Here is a 25,764-nt window from a genome sequence, read left to right as displayed (position 1 = left end):
TCACATCCCAGTTTCAAATTTCAGAAAAACGCATGCGGAAGTGCATACAGTTTTTATTATACTATGAGCGGGGAAATTTATCAACTACTTTCCGTTCCCGGTCCGCAGAAATCGGTTCAGCCGCTCGCAGAACCACGTCATCAGCCCGATGGCAAGCAGCAGGAACCAGGGAAAGACGGCGACGGAAGTGCGCTGCGCCAAAATTCCCAGCAGCGGCGGCATCACGGTGGAGCCGAAATACGCCACCGCCATTTCCAGCCCCATCACCGTCTGGGAAGCGGCTCTGCCGAAACGGACGGGAGTTTCCTGCAGCATAGTGGGGTACAGGGGCGCGCAGCCCAGCCCGAACAGCAGCAGCCCCAGCACCGTTACGGGCAGGGGCACGGGCAGCAGCAGGAAAACGGCGCCCAGGGCGCACAAGCCCTGCCCGGTGCGGAGCAGCAGCCGGTTGGAAAGCTTTCCCGACAGCAGCCCGGACAAAAACCGCCCCCCGGCGATGCCGCCGTAAAACAGGGAGGTGCACAGGGCGGCGTCCCCCGGGGGAACGCCCCGCCGCTCCACCAGGTAGCTGCTTGCCCACAGCCCGGTGGAGATCTCCAGCGAGCAGTAGCAGAAAAATGCTGCCAGCGCCGTCTTGACCCCCGGAAGCCCCAGGGCGGTCAGGTTGCCCACAGGCTTTTGGGGAAGCTCCTCCGGGGCGGGCAAAGGGGCTTCCCGGCTGTTCCACAGGGGGAGGGAAAGCCCCAGGACCAGCACCAAAGCAAACTGCACCAGCGCCACGGTGCGGTAGCCCATGCTCCAGCTGTTCCCCCTTGCCAGCCAGAAGGACACCACCGCCGGACCGCTCATGGCGCCCAGACCCCAGAAGCAGTGGAGGAAATTCATGTGGCAGGGCTTGTAGTGCAGCGCCACGAAGTTGTTGAGCCCCGCGTCCACCGCCCCGGCGCCCAGCCCCAGCGGGACGGCAAGCAGGAGCAGCCAGAAAAAGCGGTGGGAGCAGGAAAAGCCGAACAGGGACAGGGCGGTGAGCAGCACGCTGCAAAAGGCGACCTTCCCTGTGCCGAACCGGGAAAGCAGGCGGCTGCTGAGCAGGCTGGAAAGCACCGTCCCCAGCGAGATGACAAAGGCGATCGCACCTGCCATGTCCAGCCCCACCCCCAGCTCTTCCCGCATGGCGGGCCATGCGGCGCCCAGCAGGGTGTCCGGCAGACCTAAACTGATAAAAGCAAGATAGATCACAAGCAGCAAAGCGGTGGTCATGGTATTCCTCCCAACAAAAGGCAGCCGGGCGGAGCGGGGCTTAAGGCGTGTTGCCCGCAGCGCCCGGCAGGAAAAAAAGATAGACTTTTTTCCCTCGCCGTGCTATACTATGAGCCGAAAATAATTTTCGAAAATAATTTTGGAGTTGATTTCATTTTGGATTTTAACGCGTTTACCCTGATACAGGACGGGCTGGCGGAAGAATTGACAAAGCAGGGCTTCCACGGTCCCGAGCCGCTGGAGTACGACGGCGGCAGGGCGGTGTCCTATGCCACGGAAGAGGTGGCGTACTGCCTGCGGTACGAAACTGCCCAGCAGCGCTTTGAGCTGTGCTCCGCCCTGATCTCCTCCTCCGGCGAGGTGGGGGACTGGCGCAGCCTTTCCCTGTGGCTTTTTGACGAAAAGGAGGGCGACCGCCGGGACGCGGAAAGCATTCTGAACGACTTCCTGGACGTGGTGCGCGGTCCCAAGCGCGTGGCGGCGGTGCAGCAGAAGCGCAAAAAAGGCAAGGACGATGAAAGAAATGTAGACCCCATGTTCTTCATGAACCGTCTGGCGAACCTGTTCCCGGAGCTGAAAGAGGAGCTGAACGAGGAAAAGATCTTGTACGGTCAGGTGCGGTATGTCACATTCGTCAAGCAGAAGGTGGCGCCCAAGTGCGAGGAACTGGCGCTGAGCCACCCGGACGGCGACCTCTGCAAGAAGCTTTGCGCCCTGCTGGACGATATGTACAAGAACGGCGACCTGGACCTGCGCTCCATCGTGAGCGTTTCCCTCCTTAATACTATGAGCGACGCGGCTTTTGCGTCACTTCAGGACAGGCTGGGCGAGGAGCTGCAAAAAGATATCAAGTACACCAGGAAGCTGAAGGACAAGAACATCAAGCCCGAAAAGCCGAAGAAGCAGAAGAAAGTGGAATCCCGTTTGAAATAAAGGGAGAAAAGCTCCATTTGGAAACGGGGGAAACGGGAGGGAAAGGCTTTGACCACGCCCTGACCGAGCCCGCTTCATAACGCGATTTGTCCCCTGCGTGAGAGACGCATTTACTTTAGAACTTAGAAAGATTTAGAAAAGAAAAAGCTTCCGTCATCTGTGACCGAAGCTTTTTGCCTTTCCCGGCGTTTTATCACGAAAACTGAAAAATTTGTTGACAGCCGGGAAAGGGTGTGCTATACTGGTCATACCTCGGAAAAGAGGTTCTTTTTTTGTTGCCTTTTTTACGGCGGCTTATCTTTATCCCGAGGGAGGCAGGGACGGGCTTTTTTCATGAGGATTCTCGAAAGGAGCCGCGGTTCCCAACAAATTTATCCGAGCAACGGAGGTGCCGAAATATGCGAGTAAAGATCGTGCTGGCCTGCACAGAGTGCAAGCAGAGGAACTACCTCAGCAAGAAAGAAAAGAAAAACAACCCCGACAGACTGGAAATGAAGAAGTATTGCAGATTCTGCCGGAAACACACCCTGCACAGGGAAACTAAGTAAGGAGCGGAGAGCATGGCGGAAACCGAAAAGAAAAACGACAAGAAGCCCAATGCCGTTGTCAGATTCTTTAAGCGCGTCGGCAAGTTCTTCCGTGACTGCAAGGGCGAACTGAAAAAGATCGTATGGCCCACCCCCAAGGCGGTGTTCAAGAGCACCGGCGTAGTTCTGGTGACCATCGTGATCCTGGGTCTGTTCGTCTTCCTTCTGGACACCGGTTTTATGAACCTGCTGGGTCTTGTGATGGACGTTGCCAAGGTTTAACCCCCGGCGGCAATTCCGTACGTTTTGAAACGGAGGGTAAAAAGTGGCAGACGAAGCGAAATGGTATGTGGTGCATACCTATTCCGGGTATGAAAACAAGGTGGCTTCCAATCTGGAAAAGACGGTGGAAAACCGTCAGCTTCAGGAACTGATCCAGGAGATCCGCGTGCCTACCGAAACGGTGACGGAGATCACCGAAGCGGGCAAGCGCAAGGAAGTGGAGCGCAAAATTTTTCCCGGCTATGTCATCGTCAAGATGATCATGACGGACGAGTCCTGGTACGCTGTGCGGAATATCCGCGGCTGCACGGGCTTTGTGGGTCCGTCCTCCAAGCCGATCCCCCTTACGGAGGAGGAAGTGGCGCGGCTGGGCATTGAGAAGCGCTCTGTGGAGGTCAGCTATCAGGTCGGCGATTCCGTGAACATTGTGGACGGTCCTCTGGAAGGCTTTATCGGCGTTGTGGAGGAAATGGACGTGGAAAAGAACCGCGTCCGGGTAGTCGTTTCCATGTTCGGACGGGACACCCCTGTAGAGCTGGAGCTGGATCAGGCGGAGCCTGTGCAGTTCTAAAAGCTCTGTTCCAAGTCAAAGGTTCTAAAGGTTTTTTCAGCAACTCAGCGGATATCCGCTTTGAGCGCGGGCAGCCTGTCCGGCTGTCCCCTTGTGGGAGGCGCAAACGAAATCTGATTCTCACGGCTGCGCCGCAGCACCGACCGCGAACCGCGGACGGTTTACCACGGAATTTTGGAGGTGCAAAAAATGGCACAAAAGGTTACGGGCTTTATTAAGCTCCAGATCCCTGCCGGAAAAGCGACCCCGGCACCGCCTGTTGGTCCTGCACTGGGTCAGCACGGCGTAAACATCATGGCATTTACGAAAGAATTTAACGAGCGCACCAAGAACGACGCCGGGCTCATTATCCCCGTTGTCATCACAGTGTATGCCGACCGTTCTTTCACCTTTATCACCAAGACTCCCCCTGCCGCCGTTTTGATCAAAAAGGCATGCGGCATCGAGACTGCCTCCGGTGAGCCCAACAAGAAGAAGGTTGCAAAGATTACCCGCGAGCAGGTGCAGAAAATCGCCGAGCAGAAGATGCCCGACCTGAACGCTGCATCTATTGAAACGGCTATGAGCATGATTGCAGGCACTGCCCGCAGCATGGGTATTGAAGTAGTAGACTAATTCCCGGAGTGGGAGGAAACAAACTTCATCCGATATTTACCACTGGAGGAACAAGATATGAAACACGGAAAAAAGTATGTGGACGGCGCAAAACTGATCGACCGTTCCAAGTTCTATGATACCAACGAGGCTCTTGACATCTGCGTCAAGACCGGCACGGCAAAGTTTGACGAGACTGTGGAGCTCCACGTGAAGCTGGGCGTTGACGGTCGTCACGCCGACCAGCAGGTGCGCGGCGCCCTGGTCCTGCCCAACGGCACCGGCAAAAAGGTGCGCGTGCTGGCGATCTGCAAGGGCGACAACATCGAGGCAGCTCAGGCTGCCGGTGCTGATTTCGCCGGCGCGGAGGAAATGGTCCAGAAGATCCAGTCCGAGGGCTGGATGGACTTCGATGTGCTCATCACCACGCCTGATATGATGGGTCTGGTAGGTCGTCTTGGTAAGGTCCTGGGTCCCCGGGGCCTGATGCCCAACCCCAAGGCCGGCACTGTGACCCCCGACATCGCCAAGGCTGTTCAGGAAGCCAAGGCAGGTAAGATCGAGTACCGCCTTGACAAGACCAACATCATTCACTGCTCCATCGGCAAGGTATCCTTCGGCGCTCAGAAGCTGCAGGAAAACTTTGACGCCCTGATGGACGCCATCGTGAAGGCAAAGCCCGCCGCGGCAAAGGGACAGTATGTCCGCTCCTGCGTGGTCAGCTCCACCATGGGTCCCGGCGTGAAGATCAATCCCGCCAAATTTGTATAAGCAGGGGGCTTGACATTTTTCATCGTCCCGTGCTATAATAACCAAGCTGTCCAACCAAAGACAGCAGGCGCCCGCTTTTGGGCTGAAATGGGGAACCGGCCTGCCGAGGGAAGATAAGCGTATGGAAATGGGGAGCTTTCCCCACGAGCTATTTGCATTCCAGCGCCTTTCCCGGTCTTTCCGAGGGAAAGGCGCTTTTGATTTGGACAAACCCCATACATCGGAGGTGAAATCATTGCCCAGCGAGAAAATTCTTGAACAAAAGAAGCAGCATGTTGCCGAATTGGCAGAGGCTTTCAAGAGTGCCAATGTAGGCGTGCTCGTCAACTACAGCGGCATTACCGTGGAAGAGGACACCAAGCTGAGAAAGCAGCTGCGCGAGGCTGGCTGCCAGTACAAGGTGATCAAAAACACCCTGCTGCACCGCGCCTTTGAGCAGGCTTCCATTGAGGGCATGGACGAGTACCTGAACGGTACTACCGCCATCGCCTACAGCGACACTGGCTACACCGAAGCCCCCAAGATCTTGTCCGACTATGCGAAGGATCATGAGAATTTCCAGATCAAGTCCGGCTTTATCGACGGCGGCACGGTGGACGCTTCCAGCATCTCCGCGCTTGCCAAGCTGCCTTCCAAAGAAGTGCTTATCGCGCAGGTTCTGGGTGGCTTCAATGCTCCTATCCAGGGCTTCGCAAATGTGCTGAACGGCACGATTCGCGGTCTGGTGATCGCTTTGAACGCCATCGCCGAAAAGCAGAGCGCTTAAAGCTTCTGCAAACAAGGCGGAAAGTAAAAAGTAAAGCTCTAAAAATTTTATTTGGAACGTCTAGAATCTATTATCTAGAATCCAGCATCTAAAAATCGGAGGTATTTATCATGTCTGAGAAAGTAACTAATCTGATCGAAGAAGTCAAGGCTCTTACCGTTCTGGAGCTGTCTGAGCTGGTCAAGGCTCTGGAAGAGGAGTTCGGCGTATCCGCTGCTGCTCCCGCCGCTGTTGCTGTTGCTGCTCCCGCTGCCGGTGGCGCTGCCCCCGCTGCTGAGGAGAAGTCCGAGTTTGACGTTGTGCTGAAGTCTGCCGGCGCAAACAAGATCAACGTCATCAAGGTCGTGAAGGAAGCAACCGGTCTGGGTCTGAAGGAAGCAAAGGAGCTGGTTGACGGCGCTCCCAAGGCTGTTAAGGAAGGCGCTTCCAAGGACGACGCCGAGGCTCTGAAGGCAAAGCTGGAAGAGGCTGGCGCAGAGGTCGAGCTGAAGTAATTTCTTTGCAGAAAACCAAAACAGGCAAGCCAACAAGGCTTGCCTGTTTTTCTATGGGCTATTCCCACTTTAAGAAAAAAGATTCCCGGGCGAACCAGAAAATTCGCCCGGGTCTTTTATTCCCTTTTTCTTTTTTCCTGTAACAGAATGCGGCGGATCGTCTTTTCCGAAAGGAAGTACCGTTCTGCCAGCGCTTCCGGGGAAATGCCCTGTGCGGCGTCCGCGAAGATCGCCGCGTTGCGCTGGGAGGTTTCCTGCTTGCTGTGGGTCCTTTCGCCCCAGGCAAGACGGTTCTCCTGCTTCCGCGGGACATAGAGATAGACCCCGTCCGCATACTGCTGTAGTTCTTTCAATAATTTCTCAGGAAGTACCTCCTGAGCACGTGCATAGCGCATAGTTGCTCCTCCTAATCTGATCCCTTAGGTGAGCAAAGGCTATCGCCGATGATTTAGTTTTTTGTGCAATAGCCCTTGCTATGCACGCTTTACATCTCCCGTCATGGAGCCGGTTTCCCCCTTTTTTGCGATATGTCCTATTATATCGCGGTTTGTTTCGAAAATCCAGCGCTAATTTGATTCTGGCAAGACTTTCCGACCATGACCGCCTGCGCCAATTCAAGTCTGTACCGTTTTGTGGGTTGCCCTGACAGCGAAGACCGTCCTATACTGGAAAGGCGGTCCTCTAGGCTGCAAGCATTGGAAAGGAGAAGAAAAATGCGTTGTGAAATCTGCGGTAAAACGACTACCTTTGGCAAAAAGGTCGCCCATGACAGAATGTATATCAATGGGCGCACTTCAAAGAAAGTAAAGCCCAACCTGCAAACCATAACTGTGGAAACACCGAAAGGGAGACGGAAGCTCAAGGTCTGCACCAGCTGCATGAGAACGATGAGGAAACAGCAGAATTTGCATTGACTTTTCCCCGTGCCGGTTTTATAATGTCCACACAGGGGAAGAACCTCTGCGGCTCTATAAAATTGAGATCGGGAGGATTCTTGATGCAGAACAAATATCTTGGCATGACCCCGCCTATGGGGTGGAACTCTTGGAACACCTTTACGTGGAACATCAATGACGCGCTGATCCGGGAAACAGCCGACGCGATGGTCAGCTCCGGGCTGAAGGACGCGGGCTATGAGTATGTGGTCATCGACGACTGCTGGAGCCTGAAGCAGCGCGATGAAAACGGCAACCTGGTGCCCGACCCTGAGAAATTCCCCCACGGCATGAAGGCTGTGGCGGATTACGTTCACAGCAAGGGGCTGAAGTTCGGCATGTATTCCTGCGACGGCACCCACACCTGCGCGGGCTACCCCGGCAGCTTTGAGCACGAGTTCCAGGACGCTGCCACCTTTGCCTCCTGGGGCGTGGATTACCTGAAATACGATAACTGCTACAAGCCCAGCCATATGGACGGCGAGACCCTGTACCGCAGGATGTCCCTCGCCCTGCGCAACTGCGGACGGGACATCATGTTCTCCGCCTGCAACTGGGGGCACGAGGACGTCCACAATTGGATACAGAGCGCCGGCGCCCAGCTGTTCCGCTCCACCGGGGATATCCAGGACAGCTGGGAGTCCATTAAGACCCTGGCGCTGTCCCAGCTGGATAAGACCCAGTTCTCCGGTCCCTTCTGCCACAACGACATCGACATGCTGGTGGTGGGAATGCACGGCGGCAGCAACAATGAGTTTATCGGAAAGATCGGCGGCTGCACCGACGAGGAATACCGTACCCACTTCTCCCTGTGGGCGATTATGAATTCCCCGCTGATGATCGGCTGCGATATCCGCTCCATGAGCGACGCCACAAAGGAGACCCTGATGAACCCCGATATCATTGCCATCAATCAGGATATCGAGTGCAGGGGACCCTACCACATCGGGCAGTGGAACAACCCGGAGGCAGTCTTTGCGCTGGTAAAGCCCATGTCCGACGGCACCCTTGCCATCGGCATGTTCAATCTGGGGGATAAGAGGAACGAGATGTCCCTGCAGTTCTGGGATATGGGCATTTCCTCCGCCGCCGGGATCGGTCTGGAAATGGTCAACTGCTGGACCCACGAGAACGAGGGAGTGTTCACCGAGCGCTACGCCGGGCAGATCGAGCCCCACGGCTGCCTGATGTTCCGCGCCAAGCCGGTGAAGGTGCGTTGAGCAACTACAAAACCTGCCGGAAATGCGGCGCGCCGTTAGGCTCCGACGACATTGCCATCTACCGAAAGCTGGTGTTCCGCGCCGCCGAGGATTTCCTGTGTATCGGCTGTCTGGCAGACTATTTCAAGTGCCCCAGGGAAGAGATAGAAAAGCGCATTCGGTATTACCGGGAAAGCGGTGAATGCACGCTGTTCCGCTAGGTACAAAGGGGTCTCCCTACACTGATACTTTAGAAAACGGAAAAAATTTCACTTTTTTGTAACCTTATCAGTCAATAGAAGCGAAGAATGGAATTGTGCTTTTGCTCCGGCTTTTCCGATCAGCGACCCAATATGTTGCGTATTTTTTCGATTAAATTGTGAACATATTGTGAACATTTTGAATAGGGGTTGCATTTCCCGGACAGCTGTGATAAACTGTAACCAAATTGTAACACTTGTCATGAAAGTGTCATCTTTTTGGAAAGGGAGCGGGACGATGCGGCGAAGCGTTTGGAAAAGCTTTTTCACGTTTGTGCTGGTATTAGTTCTCACAGTGGGTACGGTTGCCACTTTGAGCATGGCAACTGCCGCGAAAGCGGAAACCGCGCCGGCACGGTATTCCCAGCAGGTGCGGGAGTCCCAGCCTGCCACGGCGACGGAGCTGTCAGCCACGATTCCTGAGGAATCCATTTCCCCCCTTGCCAGTATCGGCGTTTTTGCGCTGGTGCTGTCGGTGACAGGTGTGAGCTGCGTGCTGTATCTGCGTGCCCGCCGGAAAGAGCGTGGGGCAAAGGCTCAGCCTGCCAGGCGGTACGTTCCCAGAGCGGATATGACCTTTTCCGAGGTCGCTTCTACCAGACGAGTATAAGAAATTCTTTTTCATAAGTTTATCTCCTTATTCTGGAAACCGGGTCGGTTCTTGCCGACTCGGTTTTGCCGTTCTTTTCTTTTTGGTAAAAATTTCCGATATTCTGGCAGGATCGCTGTTTTTCCCGCCGATCCGGGGAGTTTCGGCAAAGCCGGCGGACAAAAAAGCCGCTGATTTGATAAATTCACAAGAAATGCCTTGAAATTTCCCCGGTTTCAAGGTATGATAAAAAGACAAACCCTGCACTTGACCCCTGAGATATGGAGGTTCTTTTATGAATCGAATGAAAAAAAGCAAGGTCCTTCGGCTGGCTTCCCTGCTGCTGGCGCTGCTGCTGGCAGCCGCTGCCCTGCCGATGGACGCTTTTGCGGTGGATACTTTGGTCTATCAGGTGGGCGACCGTTCCTTTTTGGCGCTGAACCGCTTGACCGGCGCGCTGGAGAACGCGGTCAACATTACCGGGGACTTGACGATCCCCAGCTCTATCCAGAATGTGGCTGTCACGTCGATCGCGGACCGGGCATTTTCCGGCTGTATCGAAATGACCTCGGTTACCGTGCCCTCTTCCGTGCGCACCATTGGCGACGAGGCGTTCGCGTCCTTGACCTCTTTGCAGTCCGTTACGATAAAGGAGGGCGCTACCCGGCTGGGGAAAAACGCTTTCCGCTATTGCTACGCCCTGACAGATGTTTCCCTGCCCTCCACGCTGACCTCCATTGACAGCTCTGCGTTCAGCGCCTGTCTGGCGCTGCGCTCCATCACCATTCCCTCCAATGTGACCAGCCTGGGCAGCAACTGCTTTAACGGCTGCAAGAATTTGTCCTCTGTGACCATGTCGGACAATATCAGCTCCATTGGGGACTATGCTTTTGGCGGCTGCACCTCTTTGACCAGCATCACCCTGCCCGCGAGCCTGCGGGCTTTGCCTACCGCCCTGTTCAACGGCTGCTCCTCGCTGTCCCAGGTGGAGATGTCCAACCAGGTGCTGTATGTGGGGAAATCCGCCTTCAGCGGCTGCTCCTCGCTGGAGCGTTTGGTGCTGCCCGAGGGTGTGGAAAAAGTGTACGAAGGCGCTTTTGACGGCTGCCGCAACCTGAAATATATCTCCATGCCGGATTCCATCAACGGCATTGCGTTCGACTCCTTTGACGACTGTGAAAACGTCACTTTCTATGTGAATGCCGGCTCTTATTCTCAGGTGTTTGCTTCCGCCAACGGCATTGCCTTTGTGCTGGGACAGGTGCCGGACGACCCCAATCATGGAAATAATGGGAATTATCCCCCCACGCCTTTTTACGATGTGCAGAACCACTGGGCAAAGTCCTACATCGAGTGGGCGTACGCCATGGGCTATTTCAAGGGCACCGGCAGCAATACCTTTTCCCCCGATGTTTCCATGAACCGCGGAATGCTGGTGGCGCTGCTGTACCGCATGGAAGGCAGCCCCGCCGTGGGAAGCTCCAGCTTTACCGACGTTCCTGCGAAAGAATACTATGCCGATGCGGTGGCATGGGCAGAAGACGCTAAGATAGCCACCGGCACAGGCGGCGGGAAATTCTCCCCCAACCAGAAGATCAGCCGGGAGCAGTTTGCGACCATGCTGTACCGGTATGCGCAGTATAAGGGGAAGGATACCTCCACAAGAGGAGACCTGAGCCAGTTTAAGGATAATGCCAGCGTCAGCGGCTTTGCCGGCGCCGCTATGGCGTGGGCGGTAGGCACGGGTGTTTTGACCGGCAAAAGCAACGGCAACCTTGACCCCCTGGGCAGAGCGACCCGCGCCGAGGGTTCCGCCATGCTCCAGCGGTTCACCGATCTGAAATAAGCGCTTGGGCATATCCGGCTTGTGGGCTTTTGAGTACGCTCAAAGGACAGGCTTTCCAAGAGAATACGAGATCCCGCAGATCAATAAGATCTGCGGGATTTTCCTTGCCCGAATATCCTCATCGGCACGGCGTGAAAAATGCGCGGAAAGCGCTTCCTCACATTCACAGGCGGCTCCAAAAACGGGAAAAATCGGCGTTCTCAGAAGGTTCCTGTGATTTTTTCAAAAAACGATTGACAAAATCAGTGAAATTCCGTATATTAAACTCATTGCGTTTGCATCTGAAAAAGGTCCGCCTCGGGAGGTGAGCGGGCTATAAAAGCGGTTCGGCTTCGCTGTCGCAGTCGTCCTTTCCCGGCTCTGTGAGATGGGAGGGGGAGAGACGCTATTTTATCCTTTGCGGGAGGCAGCCTGCATTCAGCCAAACCGGGTTATTGCTTGTGCGCGGAAAGGGTCCTGGGGTGCTTTGCACCGGGCTTCTTTTCCAGCGCTGATTCATGAGAATAATGAAGACACGCAAAACTGATTTTGGCGTAAAGAGCGCCACCGCAAAGGAGATGCAGGATATGAAGGATACGATCATTTCTTTGAAAGACATCGCTGTTTCCTATGATGGAGAGCAGGTGCTGAACGGTTTCAACCTCGATATTCGGGATGGGGAGTTCGTCACGCTGCTGGGTCCCTCCGGGTGCGGGAAAACCACCGTGCTGCGGACGATCGGGGGCTTCATCACGCCGGATTCGGGCGAGGTCTTTTTCAGTGGAAAAAATATCACCGCTCTGCCCCCCTATAAACGGGAGGTCAACACGATCTTTCAGAAATACGCGCTGTTCCCGCACTTGAATGTGTATGACAACATCGCGTTCGGAATGAGGTTGAAGAAAAAAAGCGAAAAAGAGGTCAAGGAAACGGTACACAGGATGCTCGCCATGGTGAACCTCAGCGGCTATGCCCACCGGGGGATCGGACAGCTTTCCGGCGGGCAGCAGCAGCGTGTGGCGATCGCCCGGGCTTTGGCGGTGGAGCCGAAGATCCTGCTGCTGGACGAACCCCTGGGCGCGCTGGACTTAAAGCTCCGCAAGGACATGCAGGTGGAGCTGAAAAAGCTGCAGCAGCAGACGGGCATTACCTTTATTTTCGTCACCCACGATCAGGAGGAGGCGCTCTCCATGTCCGACACCGTGGTGGTGATGGACGGCGGCGTCATTCAGCAGATCGGCACGCCCACCGATATCTATAACGAGCCGAAAAACGCTTTTGTGGCTGACTTCATCGGAGAATCCAATATTCTGGACGGCATGATGATAGAGGACTATCGGGTGCGCTTTGCCGGGCATGAATTTGCCTGCCTTGACAGCGGCTTTGGCGTCAGGACCCCTGTGGACGTGGTGATCCGCCCGGAGGACATCGACGTGGTGGAGCCCGCTTCCACCCACATCACCGGCGAGGTCACCGCGGTGACCTTTAAGGGCGTGCACTATGAGATCATTGTGGACGTGGCGGGCTTCAAATGGATGATACAGTCCACCGACTGCCGCCAGGTGGGGGACAGGATCGGCTTGTCCCTGACCCCCGACGATATCCATGTCATGGCAAAATCGGAGTATTCCGGCACCTTCGGCGATTACAGCACCTTCAGCGACGAGATGGAGGAGGATATCACCGCCACGGAGGAGGCTGCCGAGGAGGAAGCCGCCGAAGAAGCTGCCGCAGAGGAGGGGGAAGACTGATGAAACGCTCCCGTACCCGGCTGCTTTCCGCCCCCTATACCGTGTGGGTGACCATTTTTATCGTGGTGCCCATGCTGCTGGTGGTGTGGTTTGCTTTTACTGACAAGTCAGGAAGCTTTACACTGGATAATATTCTCAGCGTAGGGCAGTATTCCAACGTGTTTCTCCGCTCCATCTGGCTGGGGGCGGTGGCGACGGCGGTGTCCCTGCTGCTGGGGTATCCCCTTGCCTACAGCATTTCCCAAATGAGCGTGAAGCGCCAGAGCGTTATGGTCATGCTGGTCATGCTGCCCATGTGGATGAACTTCCTGCTGCGCACCTATGCGTGGATGAGCCTGTTGGAGGACAACGGGCTGATAAACTCCCTGTTTGCCAGCCTGGGGCTGCCCCGGCTGCACATGATAAACACCGCGGGGGCGGTGGTGCTGGGTATGGTGTACAACTATATCCCCTACATGATCCTGCCCCTGTACTCCATTTTGACAAAGATAGACCGCAGCGTCATTGAAGCGGCGCAGGACCTGGGCGCCAGCGACAGCAAGGTGTTCTGGAAGGTGGTCGTCCCCATGAGCATGCCCGGGGTGATCTCCGGCGTGACCATGGTGTTTGTCCCGGCGGTCAGCACCTTTATCATTTCCAAAATGCTGGGCGGCGGGGCGAACCTGCTCATTGGAGACCTGATCGATATGCAGTTTTTGGGCAGCGCCTATAACCCCAATTTGGGCTCTGCTATTTCCCTGGTGCTGATGGTGATTATTCTCATCTGCATGGGCATTATGGACCAGTTTGACGATGGGGAAGAGACCGGGGGAGGTGTCATGCCATGAAAAAAGCGATTACCCGGGTCTATACCTTTTTGATGTTCCTGTTTTTGTACGCGCCTATTTTGGTGCTGATCGTGTTTTCCTTCAACGATACGGAAACCTCCAGCCGCACGGTATGGAGCGGCTTTTCCCTGCGCTGGTACGAGAAGTTGTTTGAGGACAGGCTGATCCTGGAAGCCCTGCGCAACACGCTGGTGATCGCGGTGATCGCCGCCGTGGCTGCCACCGTGCTGGGCACTGTTGCGGCGGTGGGGATCAATTCCATGAAAAAGCTGCCCCGGCGCATTATGATGAACCTGACCAATTTTCCCATGGTGAACCCGGATATCGTCACAGGCGTGTCGCTGATGCTGCTGTTTGTATTTGCCGTGGGGCTGTTCGGCGGCAGTTCGCTGGGCATGGGCTCGCTGATCGCCGCCCATATCACGTTCTGTCTGCCCTATGTGATCCTTTCCGTATTGCCCAAGCTGCGGCAGATGGACTCGAACCTTTTCGAGGCGGCGCAGGACCTGGGCTGCCCGCCGGTGAAGGCTTTCTTCAAGGTGGTGCTGCCGGAGATCGCTCCCGGCATCGTCACCGGCATGATCATGGCGTTCACCCTGTCCATCGACGACTTTGTCATCAGCTATTTTACCAGCGGCACCACCCAGACGCTGCCCATTTACATTTATTCCATGACAAGGAAGCGGGTCAGCCCGGAGATCAACGCGCTTTCCACCGTGCTGTTTGCCGCCGTTATGATCCTGCTCATCGTGGTGAATGTCCGCCAGGCGAAGGATTCCGCCCCGGCAAAGGGAAAGGGGGAAAGGCTGTGAAAAAGCTGCTTTCTCTGGTTCTTGCCTGCCTTTTTCTGCTGGCAGGCGGCGCCTTGACCGCGGAGGCGGAAAGCGCCCCGGACACCGATGTGGTGCTGAATGTGTACAATTGGGGCGAATATATCGCCAACGGTACGGACGGCTCCATAGACGTGAACGCGGAGTTCACCCGCCGGACAGGGATCCGTGTGAATTACACCACCTTTGACAGCAACGAATCCCTCTATTCCAAGCTGGCGGGCGGCGGCGCGGATTACGACATCATCATTCCCTCCGACTACATGGTCTCCAAGCTCATTGAAGAAAATATGCTGGCAGAGCTGGATTATGGCAATATCCCCAATTTCCAGTATATCGACGAGGAGTTCCGCGACCCGGACTACGATCCGGGCTGCAAATATTCCGTGCCCTACACCTGGGGCGTGGTGGGCATTTTCTATAACCGGGAGTATGTGGAAAAGGAAGTGACCGGCTGGGACATTTTGTGGGACCCGGAATATGCCGGAAAGATTTTGATGTTTGACAACCCCCGGGACGCGTTTGCCATTGCCCAGTTCCGGCTGGGGCAGTCCCTGAACAGCACCGACCCGGAGGACTGGAAGGCTGCCGCCGCTCTGCTGAAGGAGCAGAAGCCCCTGCTGCAGGGATACTATATGGATCAGATTTTTGACAAGATGGAAAGCGGGGAAGCCTGGCTTGCCCCCTACTATGCCGGGGACGCCGCGATCCTGGTGGAGGGCAGCGACAATATCGACTTTGCGATCCCGGAGGAGGGCACCAACTTCTTTGTGGACGCCGTTTGCATTCCTGCCACGTCCAGTCACAAGCGGGAAGCGGAGGAATACATCAATTTCCTCTGCGACCCGGAAATTGCCGGAGCCAACATGGACTATGTGGGCTACTCCACCCCGGAAACGGCGGCAAAGGAATATATTGATGAGGAAGTGGTACAGAGCCCCATTCACTATCCCGGCAGCGAAACGCTGGCGCGTACCCAGGTGTTTGTGAATCTGCCGGCGGCTGTCAGCAAGCAGATCGACACCCTGTGGGCGGAAGTGAAAATGGGCGGACCCGGCGAATCGGCAGTGCTGGTGGCGATCATTCTGGGCTTTTTGGCGGTGTATGTGCTGATCGTTCTTCATAAGCGCCGGAAACGCAAGCGGGAGCTGGCATAGCGGCATGAAAAGCAAAACCGCTTTGCACGGAGAAGCACGATGAATGTTTTTGTGGGAAATACGATGTATCAGCTGGAACGAAATGTACGGGAGGCGCCTGCGCGGCGGGAAGCTTTTTGCGCTCTGGCGCAGGAGGTCTTTTCCCTGGACTTTGCCTCCTGGCAGGAGAACGGCTGGTGGACGGACAAATACCGCCCCTATACGCTGTTTGACGGAGAAAAGGCAGTTGCCAACGTTTCCGCCAATACTATGACGTTTCGGCTCTACGGGGAGCAAAAGCGGTTTCTGCAATTGGGCACGGTAATGACGGCGCCGGAATACCGGGGACGGGGGCTGTCCCGCTTTTTGCTGGAACGGGTGCTGGAGGAGGAAGCTTCTTCCTTTGACCTTACCTATCTGTATGCCAATGATACCGTACTGGATTTTTACCCGAAATTCGGGTTTCAAAAAGCGGAGGAAGCAGATTTCTTCCTCCGTGCCGGGAAAGACCCGGCTGCAAAGCCCCGGCGGCTGAGGATAGACGGGGAAGCGGATCTACAGCTCCTGCTGTCCTGCTATGGCTGCTCCAATCCCTTTTCCGCCTGCGTTATGGAGGAAAATCCCGGGCTGCTCATGTTTTACTGCGGGGGCTTTCTGCAAAACTGCCTCTGGTATCTGGAAAAGGAGCGCACCGTGCTGATAGCGGAGCGGGACGAAGAAGGCTGGCTGTGCTGGGACGTATTCGGCTCGCCGGGCTGCTCCCTGCCGGCGCTGCTTGCCGCCCTGCCGGGCGCGGAGGGGCAGAAGGTCCGGCTGGGGTTCCTGCCCTATTCCCTGCCGGGTGTTGAAGCGAAGCCCCGGAACGAAGCGGACGAGACGCTTTTCGTGCAGGGAAAGGATAGGAAAATTTTCCAGAGGGAAAAGGTGCTGTTTCCCCTGCTGTCCCACGCCTGAACCGGGCTTTGTGCAGGAGGAAAGCAGCATGGGCGGCATTTTCTGCTCCCGATCAGGAGAGGTGAAAAACCTCTCCTTTTTTGCTGCCCTTCGGAATCCGGCAAATCTTCTAAATTCTTCTGAAATGCCGGGGAAAGTTTGGCATTTCAGATAGTGAAAATTTTGCAAAAAGGCTTTCCTTTTCCTGCACGTATGCTATAATGCGTTAAGCTTGAAAAGCTGTTTTTGGGGATAGCTGATCGGGCAATTCTATTTGGATTCCTTTGGAGAAAAGGAGGAGTTTTTATGTTCCAGCTCAAATGGCTCTGGGCGAGAATGAAGGGCTTTCGGAAGCGCTATATTTTCGCCCTTTGCTCCACCGTGGTGCTGTCGATCCTGTCATTGGGAAATTCCATGATCACGGCGACCATCATGGACACGGTGTTTTCCCCGCTTCAGGCGGGGGGCGCGGTGACGCCGGAGATCACCTCCCACCTGATCCTGCTGGTGGCGGTCCTCATGGGCTTTACGCTGTTTCGCACCGGGTTCGGCTACCTGTCCGTGATGACCTATGAAAACTGCTCGCAAAAGCTGGTGTACCAGCTGCGCCGGGACCTGTACAAAAATATGCAGGAGCAGGATCAGGCGTTTTACAGCCGCTACCGCACCGGCGACCTGATGACCCGCCTGACCGGCGATATGGACATGATCCGTTTCATGGTGGCATGGGTCATTCGGCAGCTCATCGACTGCGCCGTGATGTTCCTGACCGCTTCCATCGTTTTCCTGGTGACGGACTGGCTCTTTGCTTTGAGTATGCTGGCGGTGACGCCCATCATCTTCGGGCTGACCTATCTGTTTTCCAAAAAGGTACACCCCCTGTACGTGGAGCTGCGGGAAAAGCTTTCTCAGCTGAACACCGCCGCGCAGGAGAACATCTCCGGCAACCGCGTGGTCAAGGCTTTTGCCCGGGAGGACTATGAGATCGCCCGGTTCGACGCCAAAAACAGGGACTATAAGGAAGCCAACAAAAAGGCTTCCCTGATGTGGTTGAAGTTCAGCCCCTATATCGACACGCTGTCCCAGTCCTTGTCCATTGCGGTGGTGCTGGTGGGCGGCGCATTCCTCATCAGCGGGCGCATCAGCATCGGCACCTTCACCCTGTTCAACGCCCTGACATGGACGCTGACAAACCCCATGCGCATGCTGGGCATGCACCTGAACGACCTGCAGAGGTTCTTTGCCAGTGCCGGAAAGATCATTGAGCTTTACTACGCCAAGTCCACCATTGCCACCCGGCAGGACGCTTTCCAGCCTGAGGGCAGGGTGCAGGGGGGGATCGAGTTCTGTAACGTTGGGCTGACCCTCCACGGCGCCGAGGTGCTGAAGCATGTCGATCTGGACATCAGGCCCGGGGAGACCGTGGCGATCATGGGTCCCACCGGGGCGGGCAAAACGTCCCTCATCAACCTGATCCCCCGGTTCACGGACGCTACCACAGGGGAAGTGCTGCTGGACGGCGTCCCCATTCCGAAATATGACCTGCACAGCCTGCGCTCCGCCATCGGCATTGCCACCCAGGAGGTGTTCCTGTTCTCCGATACGGTGGACGGCAACATTGCCTACGGCGACACGGAGCTGTCGGAGGAGGAAGTAAAGCGCTATGCCAAAATGGCAGATGTGGATTTCGCGGAAAAGCTGACCGACGGCTTTGACACCATCATCGGCGAACGCGGCACCGGGCTTTCCGGCGGGCAGAAGCAGCGTATCGCTTTGGCAAGGGCCCTGGCGGTGCGCCCCTCGGTGCTGATCCTGGACGACACCACCAGCGCTGTGGACCTGGAGACCGAAAAATACATTCAGGAACAGCTCGCCAGTTTGGATTTCCCCTGCACCAAGGTCATTGTGGCGCAGCGGATTTCCACCACCAAGCGCGCCGACAAGGTCGTCATCATTGAAAACGGGGAGATCACCGAGGTAGGCACCCACGCGGAGCTCTCCAAAAAGCCCGGCTACTACCGGGAGGTGTTCCTGCTGCAAAACGGCGTCAGCGAGGAAGAAGCGGCACAGACGGCCGCGCCTGCCGCCGCAATAGGAGAGGGGGTATAACAGATGGCAAGAAACAGATTCGATGTAGACGAAAATCTTGAGACCCCGTTTAATATCAAGCACCTGCTGCGGGCAGGGACCTATATCGGGCGGCACAAGAAAAAGATGATCCTCGCCCTGCTGTATTCTGCCATTTCCGCCGCCGCGGCGCTGGTAGGACCCCTGCTCGTCCAGCGAAGCATCAACGTGTCCGTTCCCAACAGGGACTATGGGGAGCTTGCGCTTCTTGCCGCCGCCATGCTCTGTGCCATTCTGGTGTCCGTACTGTTTTCCAGGGTGCGCTCCAAATACATGATCGAGGTAGGGCAGGAGATCATTTACGACATTCGGAAGGACCTGTTTGAGCATTTGCAGAAGCTGCCCTTCCAGTTTTACGATGACCGCCCCCACGGCAAGATACTGACCCGTGTCATCAATTACATCAACAGCGTGTCCGACGCGCTGTCCAACGGCATTATCAATTTTGTGCTGGAAATATTCAACCTGATCCTCATTGCCATTTTCATGCTGCTCTGTGATGTGAGACTGTCGCTTGTGGTCATGGCGGGGGTGCCGCTCCTGCTGGTGGTGGTGCTGCTGGTAAAGCCCGCCCAGCGCCGGGCATGGCAGGACAATTCCAATAAGAACTCCAACCTGAACGCATACCTTCACGAAAGCCTGGACGGCATGAAGATCACCCAGGCGTTCACCAGGGAAGAGGAAAACGCGGAGATATACGACAGGCTGAACAAAAACTGCGTCCGCACCTGGATGAAGGCCCAGTACACCTCCAACCTGATCTGGCTTTCCGTGGACAACATTTCCACCTGGGTGGTGGGCGCCATGTACCTGACAGGTCTTATGCTGCTGGGTCCCGCCGTGCAGATCGGTACGCTGATCGCGCTGGCTTCTTATGCGTGGCGGTTCTGGCAGCCCATTCTGAGCCTGTCGAACCTCTACAATACCTTTATCAATGCCGTGGCGTATCTGGAGCGTATCTTCGAGATGATGGACGAACCTGTTACCGTGGACGACGCCCCCGGCGCCGTGGAGCTGCCGCCCATTACCGGCGCCGTCAAGTTCGACGATGTGACCTTCTCCTATGACGGCTCGGTCAACGTGCTGGAGCATTTCGATCTGGAGGTCAAGCCCGGCGAATCCATCGCGCTGGTAGGACCTACCGGCGCGGGCAAGACCACCGTGGTCAGCCTGCTGTCCCGGTTCTACAACATCAACGGGGGCAGGGTGGAGCTGGACGGCAACGACATCTCCAAGGTAACGCTGCACTCCCTGCGCTCCCAGATGGGCATTATGCTGCAGGACAGCTTTATCTTCTCCGGCACCATCATGGACAATATCCGTTACGGCAGACTGGACGCCACCGACGAGGAGGTCATTGCCGCCGCCAAGACAGTGTGCGCCCATGAGTTTATCAGCCAGATGGAGGACGGCTACTATACCCAGGTCAACGAGCGCGGCTCCCGGCTTTCCCAGGGGCAGAAGCAGCTGGTGGCATTTGCCAGGACCCTGCTTTCCGACCCGAAGATCCTGGTGCTGGACGAAGCGACCTCTTCCATAGACGCAAAAACGGAACGGCTGCTGCAGGAGGGCTTGCAGGCGCTGCTCAAGGGGCGCACCTCCTTCATCATCGCCCACCGTCTGTCCACTATCAAGAACTGCGACCGTATTCTGTACATTGCCGACAAAGGAATTGGAGAAATGGGCAGCCACGAGGAGCTGCTCTCCCAGCGTGGCAAATACTATCAGCTCTACACCGCCCAGGTGGAGGAGTGAAAGTACACCACTTGAACACCTGCGGTGAGCGCGTCCCGGCGGGACGCTGGTGCGAACCGACCGAGCCGGCAGGCGAGAATGGGCAATCGTGAAGCTTCTTCGTGCAAAGAAAAAGCCCGGAGACCCGACCGCAGCTTTGCAATCATTATACCAATTTTTCCCAAATATAAGAGGAAGCCGGGGAACGCTCCCCGGCTTTTTTCTTCGCTATATTTAGAGGAAATGGAAAAAATTTTAACAAGAACCTGCGATTCTCGCCATATTTCGACAAAATGTACCAAATCGGTGTGCTACACTGAAGCTGTCATGAGGCGCTTGCCATCTGGAGACAAAGCTTGTCAGCTATCATGGCAATAAATTCACTGTTTGTGGGTTTACCGCGGGTGTTGTGGATCGTATAGCCGAAATAGGAGTTCAGCACGTCTACATCACCCCGGTCCCACGCAACTTCGATTGCGTGGCGGATCGCGCGTTCGACCCGGGAACTCGTGGTGTTGTACTGCTCCGCCACACTGGGGTACAGCCGCTTCGTCACCGCGTTGATAATATTGGGGTTTTCGATCGCCATGATGATGGAATCCCGCAGATAATGGTATCCCTTGATATGGGCAGGTACGCCGATCTGATGCAGTATTTCTGTTACCTGCACCCGCAGGGTGGGGTTGTACGGCTCTGAATCAAAGTGCTTGCCCCGCATGGAGTACAGGGAAAACATTCTGTCGATCATCTGCTCCTTGTCATAAGGAGAAAGCGCAAAATAAGTCGCGCCGGCGCTGGCGACCTCCCGCTCCAGCAGCGGTGTGCTGTAGGAAGCTGTTACGATGTACATGGGCTTGTCTGGAAGCGCTTCCTGCGAGACGGCATGGATCACGCCGATCGCGTCCAGACCCGGCATAAACAGCTCCATCAGGACGATCTGCGGACGCTCTTCCTTGATTTTTTCCAGCAATTCGGTGCCGTTTCGGTCCACGAACAGGACCCTTGCCTTTCGCTGGGAAAATTTCTGGATCACCTCCCTGTTCCATTCGCCCTCTTCTGAACTTATCATGATTTTTATTTCTTTATCCATGATAATCCTCCTTTTATTTTTTCCGGCATTTTGTCCGGCGTGAATGAATTTTACTATAGTTTGAGGGATACCGCAAGGGGGAAAAAGGAAAAAATTGGGGAAATATCCTGCCGAATCAGAGCGAAATTTGCTTGAAAAGTGGAGAATGTAGTGTTCTGATATTTTTCGACATACAAGATTTTGGCAGTTTTCAAATTAAAAAAATTTTTTACTGCCCGGGAGTACAAATTTTGCAGAACAGGCGTTTCCTACAGGAAGCGGAAAAATTTTTTGGCAAAAATGCGAAAACTGTATTTTCACGCCTGCATTTTACTCCCGGGGCTTTGATGGTTTTATCCGTCGGGCGTCCCGGAAAGATATGAAAAAAGAGAAAAGCCGCTCCGAAATAATTCGGAACGGCTTTCGGCATTTTCTGGGGTTCAGGAGGCCAGTGACAATTCCTGTTCGTGTGCGCTCTCTGCCGTCTGCCGGCATTGCTCCACCATTGTCTGGGCGAAAATGCCATAGCCCATGGTGGGGTCATCGGTGAACACGTGGGTCACAGCGCCTGCCAGCTTGCCGTTTTGAAAGATAGGCGAGCCGCTCATGCCCTGTACAATTCCGCCGGTAAGCTCGATCAGCCGGGGGTCGGTAATTTTGAGGATCAAATTTTTTGTGTGCTGGTTTGCCGCGCTGACCCGCTGGATCTCCGCGTCATAATAATGGGGACCGCTCCCGTCCAGGGAAGTGAGGAGCTTTACCTTGCCGCATACCACTTCTTCCCTGGGCAGGACCTCCACCGCCTTTCCGGCGGGAGGCGCGCTCAGCGTGCCGTACACGCCGGTCTCATTGTTGGCGAGAAGCTGCCCCATGGGTTCGTCGGAGGAAAAATATCCCCGGAGCTGCCCGGGGTGGTCGGCTTCTCCCTTCAAAATGCCGCAAAGCTCAATGGGCGCGGGCTCTCCGCTTTTCAGGGACATGATGCCGCCCGCGTCCATATCGCAAATGCCATGCCCCAATCCGGCAAAGCTGCCGGAAGCCGGGTCATAAAAGGTCAGCGTGCCAATGCCCGCCGCGCTGTCCCGCACCCACATGCCCGTTTTGAAGGCTCCTTCTCCGAACACGGGCGATACGGAAAGCTCCAGAATTTTGTCACCGCGGCGGATCTTTAAGGAGACGGGCTGCCCGGCGCTGCTGCCGATACACTGCGCCAGCGCGGCGTTCCCCGTAATAGGGGCGCCGTTTGCCTCCAGCAGATAATCGCCCGGCTTCACGCCTGCTTCCGCTGCTGGGCAGCGCACGCCGTTTTCCGTATAAATATCGGAAAGGGAGGCAACAATAACACCGTCTGTAAACAGCTTGATGCCGAATGCGCTTCCCAAAGGGATCATGGAGGTTTCAGGGAAAGCAGCCGTTTGCGCGGCGTTTTCCATCGGCATTTCTGCGGGAGCCGCCGTTTCGTAGGAGCTTCTGCCGTTAAACAGGGAAGCTTCTACCGCCGCCGGAGCCGCCTGCTTTTCCGGCAGGTCCAAAAAGCTCAGGGAAGTCAGCATACACAGGGCGGTAGCGCCCACGCTCAGGGAAAACATACGAACGGCTTTACAAAAAGATTTTTGATTCCATTGTAAACGCTTGATAACACTTCATCTCTTTTCGGGGCGCAGATTGAAAACAGGTTCGTTTTCCGTCCCGATTTTACTTTGCCACCCGGTCTCGAAATTATTTTGGCAACTAATAACGCCCCTGCACAAAGGATGCAGGGGCGAGAATTTTTGGTCTGCCGCATCTATCGGGTGTTGGCATCTGCGCCGACTGTCGTCGCCCGCCGCCCGATAGAAGGACAGTATAAAGAAAATAAAGGCAGTATGTATCCGAAAATTTCCGAATTTCTGTATGCTTTCGGCAGTCACCTCACTTTCTATGCTGTTAGCATACCCCGAAATTGTGACAAAGCAATAAGCAGTTTTTGAAATTTTCGTAAGGAATCTGTGAACTCGCCTTGAACAAATTGTGGAAATTGCCGAGAACCTTTCTCCCTGCCGGATTTTGCCAGCGGAAAGCGCCGCTTTTTGTTGAATCGCGCCCCTGTTTGTGCTATACTGGAAACCAGATATCACATAAAGGAAAAGCCATATGAACATAAAAGACAACAAGATCACTGTGGTCTGCGGGCACTACGGCTGCGGCAAGACCAACCTCACCCTGAACCTGGCGCTGCAGGCGGCGGAAAGCGGGCGCAGGGTCACAGTGGTGGATATGGATATCGTGAACCCCTATTTCCGTTCTTCGGAATACGGGGCGCTGCTGGCGGAAAAGGGCGTTCGACTGATCTCCCCGGTGTTTGCCGGGACCACGCTGGATACGCCTACCCTGCCGCCGGAGATCGCCGCTGTTTTTGAGAAAGACAGCGGTACGGTGCTCATCGACGCCGGAGGGGACGACGCCGGCGTGACCGCGCTGGGCGGGCTCCACGACAGGCTGGAAGCGGCGGGTTATGAGATGCTTTACGTCATCAACCGTTACCGGGCGCTGTCCCAGACGCCGGAGGAAGCGGCGGCGCTTCTGCGGGAGATCGAGGCAGCCTCCCGGCTGAAAGCGACCGGCATCGTGAACAATTCCCACCTGGGCGTGGAGACTGTCTGGGATACGCTGCAGGAGGCGCTGCCCTTTGCGGAAAAAACTGCGGAATTGACAGGCTTGCCGCTTTTGTGCTCTACCGCGCCGGATTTTGCCCTGCCCGCAGAAAAAGAGCTGCCCGAGGGCTTTTATAAGCTCCGGCGCCTGGTAAAATTTTTCTGGGAAGAAGAACATAATATGTGAATCGGTCGGCAGCTATCGTTTGGATAGTTTCCCCATATAAATAAAAAACCGCACTCAGCAAAGGAGGAAAAAATATGGCGAAGATCATCGTCGATGAAACGGTCTGCAAGGGCTGTTCCATGTGTGTGAACGCGTGCCCGCTGCATTTGATGGCGCTTTGCAGGGACGTATTGAACGCAAAGGGATATCACCCGGCAAGGCTGATGCAGCCTGAAAAATGCGTTGGCTGCGCAGCCTGCGCCACCATGTGCCCCGATACCGCTATCACGGTAGAAAAGGATTGAAGGGGGCGCCCTTTTGTCCTCCCGGGATTTTGCTTTTTCCCGAACGCCGGAGCCTGCCCAAACGCTCCGGTTGGTAAAAAAGCTGCAAAACACAGTGCTTTACTCTTTTCAGCAGAAAGCTTTACAGGAAAAATGGTTCCATGGAAAGGAAGCGACAACATGTCAGAAAAAGTTTTGATGAAGGGCAACGAAGCCCTGGCGGAAGCCGCGATCCGCGCGGGCTGCCACCACTTCTTCGGCTATCCCATCACCCCCCAGACAGAGCTTGCCGCCTATATGGCGAAGCGCATGCCCAAGGTCGGCGGTACATATTTGCAGGCGGAATCGGAGATCGCCGCCATCAACATGGTGCTGGGGGCGTCCGCTGCCGGTATCCGCGCCATGACGTCCTCGTCTTCTCCCGGCGTCAGCCTGAAAAGCGAGGGGATATCCTATATGGCAGGCTCCGACCTGCCGGCGCTGATCATCAACGTCCAGCGCGGCGGTCCCGGCTTGGGCGGCATTCAGCCCTCTCAGTCGGACTACTGGCAGGCGACAAAGGCAGGGGGGCACGGCGACTACCAGATCCTGGTGTTCGCCCCCTCCACTGTGCAGGAAATGGTAGATCTGGTTTCCGACGCCTTTGATCTGGCAGACAAATACCGTATGCCCTCCATGATTCTGGCGGACGGTATGCTGGGGCAGATGATGGAACCCGTCACCCTGCCGGAGGAGGGCGCAAAGGCTCCCGTGGAAAAGCCCTGGGCTGCCTGCGGGCACGAAAACAAGCGGGAGCACAACATCATCAATTCCCTGTACCTGACCCCGGAAAAGCTGGAAAGCCTGGTGGTCGAGCGGTACAAGAGATATGAGATCATCGAAAAGAACGAGCAGCGGGCGGAGGAATACCTCACCGAGGACGCCGAGCTGATCGTTGTGGCATACGGTGCGTCTGCCCGTGTGGCAAGAAGCGCTGTGAATAAAATGCGGGAGCAGGGGAAAAAGGTAGGTCTGATCCGTCCCATCACCCTGTGGCCCTTCCCGGTGGACACCCTGAAGAAAGCTGCCGCCCACACAAAGCAGATGCTGGTGGTGGAAATGAGCATGGGGCAGATGGTGGACGATGTAAAGCTGGCTGTGGAATGCAAGATCCCCGTCAGCTTCTATGGGCGTACCGGCGGTATGATCCCCACCCCGGCAGCCGTGCAGGCAGAAATAGAAGCCCTGCTGAAATAAGGCGGGCGACAAACAGCAAAGGAAAGGAAGGC

Annotated in this window: 27 protein-coding genes and 1 other annotated feature; of the genes, 23 read left to right on the top strand and 4 right to left on the bottom strand. The window is 55.7% G+C overall.

The annotated features are described in order from the left end of the window. Positions 1–84: 84 nt before the first annotated feature. On the bottom strand, positions 85–1,260 hold the full coding sequence (locus AB8996_RS11205; RefSeq protein WP_369299077.1) for a sugar MFS transporter: 1,176 nt from the start codon (positions 1,258–1,260) through the stop codon (positions 85–87). A gap of 156 nt (positions 1,261–1,416) precedes the next feature. Here AB8996_RS11205 and AB8996_RS11200 point away from each other — a divergent pair, with 156 nt between their 5' ends. The 8 genes from AB8996_RS11200 (at position 1,417) to rplL (ending at position 6,198) form a co-directional block, all read left to right on the top strand. Then, a complete protein-coding gene (locus AB8996_RS11200) occupies positions 1,417–2,193 on the top strand; it encodes a hypothetical protein (RefSeq protein WP_369299076.1) in 777 nt (258 codons plus the stop codon). A gap of 398 nt (positions 2,194–2,591) precedes the next feature. After that, complete coding sequence (gene rpmG / locus AB8996_RS11195) at positions 2,592–2,741, top strand: 50S ribosomal protein L33 (protein ID WP_369299075.1); 150 nt, start codon at positions 2,592–2,594, stop codon at positions 2,739–2,741. A gap of 12 nt (positions 2,742–2,753) precedes the next feature. Then, positions 2,754–3,002 (top strand): preprotein translocase subunit SecE, encoded by a 249-nt coding sequence (gene secE, locus AB8996_RS11190; RefSeq protein WP_369299074.1) that lies wholly within the window; start codon positions 2,754–2,756, stop codon positions 3,000–3,002. Between the two features lie 43 nt (positions 3,003–3,045). After that, positions 3,046–3,573, top strand: coding sequence for a transcription termination/antitermination protein NusG (gene nusG / locus AB8996_RS11185; protein ID WP_369299073.1), 528 nt, complete (start codon positions 3,046–3,048; stop codon positions 3,571–3,573). A 189-nt stretch (positions 3,574–3,762) separates the two neighbouring features. Further along, entirely contained in the window at positions 3,763–4,188 is a 426-nt protein-coding gene (gene rplK, locus AB8996_RS11180) for a 50S ribosomal protein L11 (protein WP_369299072.1), read from the top strand. Between the two features lie 57 nt (positions 4,189–4,245). After that, positions 4,246–4,938 (top strand): 50S ribosomal protein L1, encoded by a 693-nt coding sequence (gene rplA, locus AB8996_RS11175; protein ID WP_369299071.1) that lies wholly within the window; start codon positions 4,246–4,248, stop codon positions 4,936–4,938. A gap of 36 nt (positions 4,939–4,974) precedes the next feature. Next, positions 4,975–5,148, top strand: a sequence feature (ribosomal protein L10 leader region). Positions 5,149–5,173: 25 nt separating this feature from the next. Then, entirely contained in the window at positions 5,174–5,704 is a 531-nt protein-coding gene (rplJ, locus tag AB8996_RS11170; protein ID WP_369299070.1) for a 50S ribosomal protein L10, read from the top strand. Positions 5,705–5,814: 110 nt separating this feature from the next. Next, complete coding sequence (rplL, locus tag AB8996_RS11165; RefSeq protein WP_369299069.1) at positions 5,815–6,198, top strand: 50S ribosomal protein L7/L12; 384 nt, start codon at positions 5,815–5,817, stop codon at positions 6,196–6,198. A 116-nt stretch (positions 6,199–6,314) separates the two neighbouring features. Here the strand turns inward: rplL and AB8996_RS11160 are convergent, their stop codons facing one another. After that, positions 6,315–6,593, bottom strand: coding sequence for a CD3324 family protein (locus AB8996_RS11160; RefSeq protein ID WP_369299068.1), 279 nt, complete (start codon positions 6,591–6,593; stop codon positions 6,315–6,317). A 318-nt stretch (positions 6,594–6,911) separates the two neighbouring features. Here AB8996_RS11160 and AB8996_RS11155 point away from each other — a divergent pair, with 318 nt between their 5' ends. The 12 genes from AB8996_RS11155 (at position 6,912) to AB8996_RS11100 (ending at position 20,365) form a co-directional block, all read left to right on the top strand. Next, positions 6,912–7,112, top strand: a complete 201-nt coding sequence (locus AB8996_RS11155) for a bL28 family ribosomal protein (RefSeq protein WP_369299067.1) — start codon at positions 6,912–6,914, stop codon at positions 7,110–7,112. 83 nt (positions 7,113–7,195) lie between these two features. Further along, complete coding sequence (locus AB8996_RS11150; protein ID WP_369299066.1) at positions 7,196–8,353, top strand: glycoside hydrolase family 27 protein; 1,158 nt, start codon at positions 7,196–7,198, stop codon at positions 8,351–8,353. Then, the gene (locus tag AB8996_RS11145) at positions 8,350–8,553 is read left to right on the top strand and encodes a hypothetical protein (RefSeq protein ID WP_369299065.1); all 204 of its coding nucleotides are present in this window, start codon (positions 8,350–8,352) and stop codon (positions 8,551–8,553) included. The genes AB8996_RS11150 and AB8996_RS11145 overlap by 4 nt, the downstream gene beginning before the upstream one ends. Before the next feature lie 313 nt (positions 8,554–8,866). Then, positions 8,867–9,202 (top strand): hypothetical protein, encoded by a 336-nt coding sequence (locus tag AB8996_RS11140; RefSeq protein ID WP_369299064.1) that lies wholly within the window; start codon positions 8,867–8,869, stop codon positions 9,200–9,202. Positions 9,203–9,476: 274 nt separating this feature from the next. Continuing rightward, entirely contained in the window at positions 9,477–11,027 is a 1,551-nt protein-coding gene (locus AB8996_RS11135) for a leucine-rich repeat protein (protein ID WP_369299063.1), read from the top strand. Between the two features lie 566 nt (positions 11,028–11,593). After that, a complete protein-coding gene (gene potA / locus AB8996_RS11130; RefSeq protein ID WP_369299062.1) occupies positions 11,594–12,757 on the top strand; it encodes a spermidine/putrescine ABC transporter ATP-binding protein in 1,164 nt (387 codons plus the stop codon). Then, positions 12,757–13,584, top strand: coding sequence for an ABC transporter permease (locus AB8996_RS11125; protein WP_369299061.1), 828 nt, complete (start codon positions 12,757–12,759; stop codon positions 13,582–13,584). Before potA ends, AB8996_RS11125 begins: the two co-directional genes overlap by 1 nt. Beyond that, the gene (locus tag AB8996_RS11120) at positions 13,581–14,396 is read left to right on the top strand and encodes an ABC transporter permease (RefSeq protein WP_369299060.1); all 816 of its coding nucleotides are present in this window, start codon (positions 13,581–13,583) and stop codon (positions 14,394–14,396) included. Before AB8996_RS11125 ends, AB8996_RS11120 begins: the two co-directional genes overlap by 4 nt. Further along, entirely contained in the window at positions 14,393–15,571 is a 1,179-nt protein-coding gene (locus AB8996_RS11115) for a PotD/PotF family extracellular solute-binding protein (RefSeq protein WP_369299059.1), read from the top strand. The genes AB8996_RS11120 and AB8996_RS11115 overlap by 4 nt, the downstream gene beginning before the upstream one ends. Positions 15,572–15,634: 63 nt before the next feature. Continuing rightward, complete coding sequence (locus tag AB8996_RS11110) at positions 15,635–16,504, top strand: GNAT family N-acetyltransferase (RefSeq protein WP_369299058.1); 870 nt, start codon at positions 15,635–15,637, stop codon at positions 16,502–16,504. A 285-nt stretch (positions 16,505–16,789) separates the two neighbouring features. After that, positions 16,790–18,592, top strand: coding sequence for an ABC transporter ATP-binding protein (locus tag AB8996_RS11105; protein ID WP_369299057.1), 1,803 nt, complete (start codon positions 16,790–16,792; stop codon positions 18,590–18,592). 3 nt (positions 18,593–18,595) lie between these two features. Then, the gene (locus AB8996_RS11100) at positions 18,596–20,365 is read left to right on the top strand and encodes an ABC transporter ATP-binding protein (RefSeq protein ID WP_369299056.1); all 1,770 of its coding nucleotides are present in this window, start codon (positions 18,596–18,598) and stop codon (positions 20,363–20,365) included. Between the two features lie 304 nt (positions 20,366–20,669). Here the strand turns inward: AB8996_RS11100 and spo0A are convergent, their stop codons facing one another. Further along, the gene (spo0A, locus tag AB8996_RS11095) at positions 20,670–21,434 is read right to left on the bottom strand and encodes a sporulation transcription factor Spo0A (protein WP_369299055.1); all 765 of its coding nucleotides are present in this window, start codon (positions 21,432–21,434) and stop codon (positions 20,670–20,672) included. A 419-nt stretch (positions 21,435–21,853) separates the two neighbouring features. After that, positions 21,854–23,002, bottom strand: coding sequence for a SpoIVB peptidase S55 domain-containing protein (locus AB8996_RS11090; protein WP_369299054.1), 1,149 nt, complete (start codon positions 23,000–23,002; stop codon positions 21,854–21,856). Positions 23,003–23,546: 544 nt separating this feature from the next. Between AB8996_RS11090 and AB8996_RS11085 the strand changes: the two genes are divergently transcribed. The 3 genes from AB8996_RS11085 to AB8996_RS11075 all read left to right on the top strand — a co-directional run bounded on the left by AB8996_RS11085 (position 23,547) and on the right by AB8996_RS11075 (position 25,732). Next, on the top strand, positions 23,547–24,233 hold the full coding sequence (locus tag AB8996_RS11085; protein ID WP_369299053.1) for a ParA family protein: 687 nt from the start codon (positions 23,547–23,549) through the stop codon (positions 24,231–24,233). Between the two features lie 74 nt (positions 24,234–24,307). Then, positions 24,308–24,517, top strand: a complete 210-nt coding sequence (locus AB8996_RS11080) for a 4Fe-4S binding protein (protein WP_369299052.1) — start codon at positions 24,308–24,310, stop codon at positions 24,515–24,517. 159 nt (positions 24,518–24,676) lie between these two features. Then, the gene (locus AB8996_RS11075; RefSeq protein ID WP_369299051.1) at positions 24,677–25,732 is read left to right on the top strand and encodes a 3-methyl-2-oxobutanoate dehydrogenase subunit VorB; all 1,056 of its coding nucleotides are present in this window, start codon (positions 24,677–24,679) and stop codon (positions 25,730–25,732) included. The last annotated feature ends 32 nt before the right edge of the window (positions 25,733–25,764 follow it).

Source organism: uncultured Neglectibacter sp. (genome assembly GCA_937958185.1).
In the GTDB taxonomy this organism is placed as follows: domain Bacteria; phylum Bacillota; class Clostridia; order Oscillospirales; family Acutalibacteraceae; genus Acutalibacter.
Note: the sequence above shows the minus strand (reverse complement) of the source record. Positions and strands in the feature narration are given on the sequence as shown.

Excerpts from the sequence above, each read along its gene's own strand:
- rpmG (WP_369299075.1), top strand. The coding sequence starts at position 2,592 with ATGCGAGTAAAGATCGTGCTGGCCTGCACAGAGTGCAAGCAGAGGAAC.
- AB8996_RS11125 (WP_369299061.1), top strand. The coding sequence starts at position 12,757 with ATGAAACGCTCCCGTACCCGGCTGCTTTCCGCCCCCTATACCGTGTGG.
- secE (WP_369299074.1), top strand. The coding sequence starts at position 2,754 with ATGGCGGAAACCGAAAAGAAAAACGACAAGAAGCCCAATGCCGTTGTC.
- AB8996_RS11150 (WP_369299066.1), top strand. The coding sequence starts at position 7,196 with ATGCAGAACAAATATCTTGGCATGACCCCGCCTATGGGGTGGAACTCT.
- AB8996_RS11110 (WP_369299058.1), top strand. The coding sequence starts at position 15,635 with ATGTATCAGCTGGAACGAAATGTACGGGAGGCGCCTGCGCGGCGGGAA.
- rplA (WP_369299071.1), top strand. The coding sequence starts at position 4,246 with ATGAAACACGGAAAAAAGTATGTGGACGGCGCAAAACTGATCGACCGT.
- AB8996_RS11120 (WP_369299060.1), top strand. The coding sequence starts at position 13,581 with ATGAAAAAAGCGATTACCCGGGTCTATACCTTTTTGATGTTCCTGTTT.
- AB8996_RS11100 (WP_369299056.1), top strand. The coding sequence starts at position 18,596 with ATGGCAAGAAACAGATTCGATGTAGACGAAAATCTTGAGACCCCGTTT.
- AB8996_RS11155 (WP_369299067.1), top strand. The coding sequence starts at position 6,912 with ATGCGTTGTGAAATCTGCGGTAAAACGACTACCTTTGGCAAAAAGGTC.
- AB8996_RS11085 (WP_369299053.1), top strand. The coding sequence starts at position 23,547 with ATGAACATAAAAGACAACAAGATCACTGTGGTCTGCGGGCACTACGGC.
- AB8996_RS11080 (WP_369299052.1), top strand. The coding sequence starts at position 24,308 with ATGGCGAAGATCATCGTCGATGAAACGGTCTGCAAGGGCTGTTCCATG.
- AB8996_RS11205 (WP_369299077.1), bottom strand. The coding sequence starts at position 1,260 with ATGACCACCGCTTTGCTGCTTGTGATCTATCTTGCTTTTATCAGTTTA.
- AB8996_RS11135 (WP_369299063.1), top strand. The coding sequence starts at position 9,477 with ATGAATCGAATGAAAAAAAGCAAGGTCCTTCGGCTGGCTTCCCTGCTG.
- AB8996_RS11090 (WP_369299054.1), bottom strand. The coding sequence starts at position 23,002 with ATGTTTTCCCTGAGCGTGGGCGCTACCGCCCTGTGTATGCTGACTTCC.
- rplL (WP_369299069.1), top strand. The coding sequence starts at position 5,815 with ATGTCTGAGAAAGTAACTAATCTGATCGAAGAAGTCAAGGCTCTTACC.
- AB8996_RS11075 (WP_369299051.1), top strand. The coding sequence starts at position 24,677 with ATGTCAGAAAAAGTTTTGATGAAGGGCAACGAAGCCCTGGCGGAAGCC.
- AB8996_RS11105 (WP_369299057.1), top strand. The coding sequence starts at position 16,790 with ATGTTCCAGCTCAAATGGCTCTGGGCGAGAATGAAGGGCTTTCGGAAG.
- spo0A (WP_369299055.1), bottom strand. The coding sequence starts at position 21,434 with ATGGATAAAGAAATAAAAATCATGATAAGTTCAGAAGAGGGCGAATGG.
- potA (WP_369299062.1), top strand. The coding sequence starts at position 11,594 with ATGAAGGATACGATCATTTCTTTGAAAGACATCGCTGTTTCCTATGAT.
- AB8996_RS11160 (WP_369299068.1), bottom strand. The coding sequence starts at position 6,593 with ATGCGCTATGCACGTGCTCAGGAGGTACTTCCTGAGAAATTATTGAAA.
- rplK (WP_369299072.1), top strand. The coding sequence starts at position 3,763 with ATGGCACAAAAGGTTACGGGCTTTATTAAGCTCCAGATCCCTGCCGGA.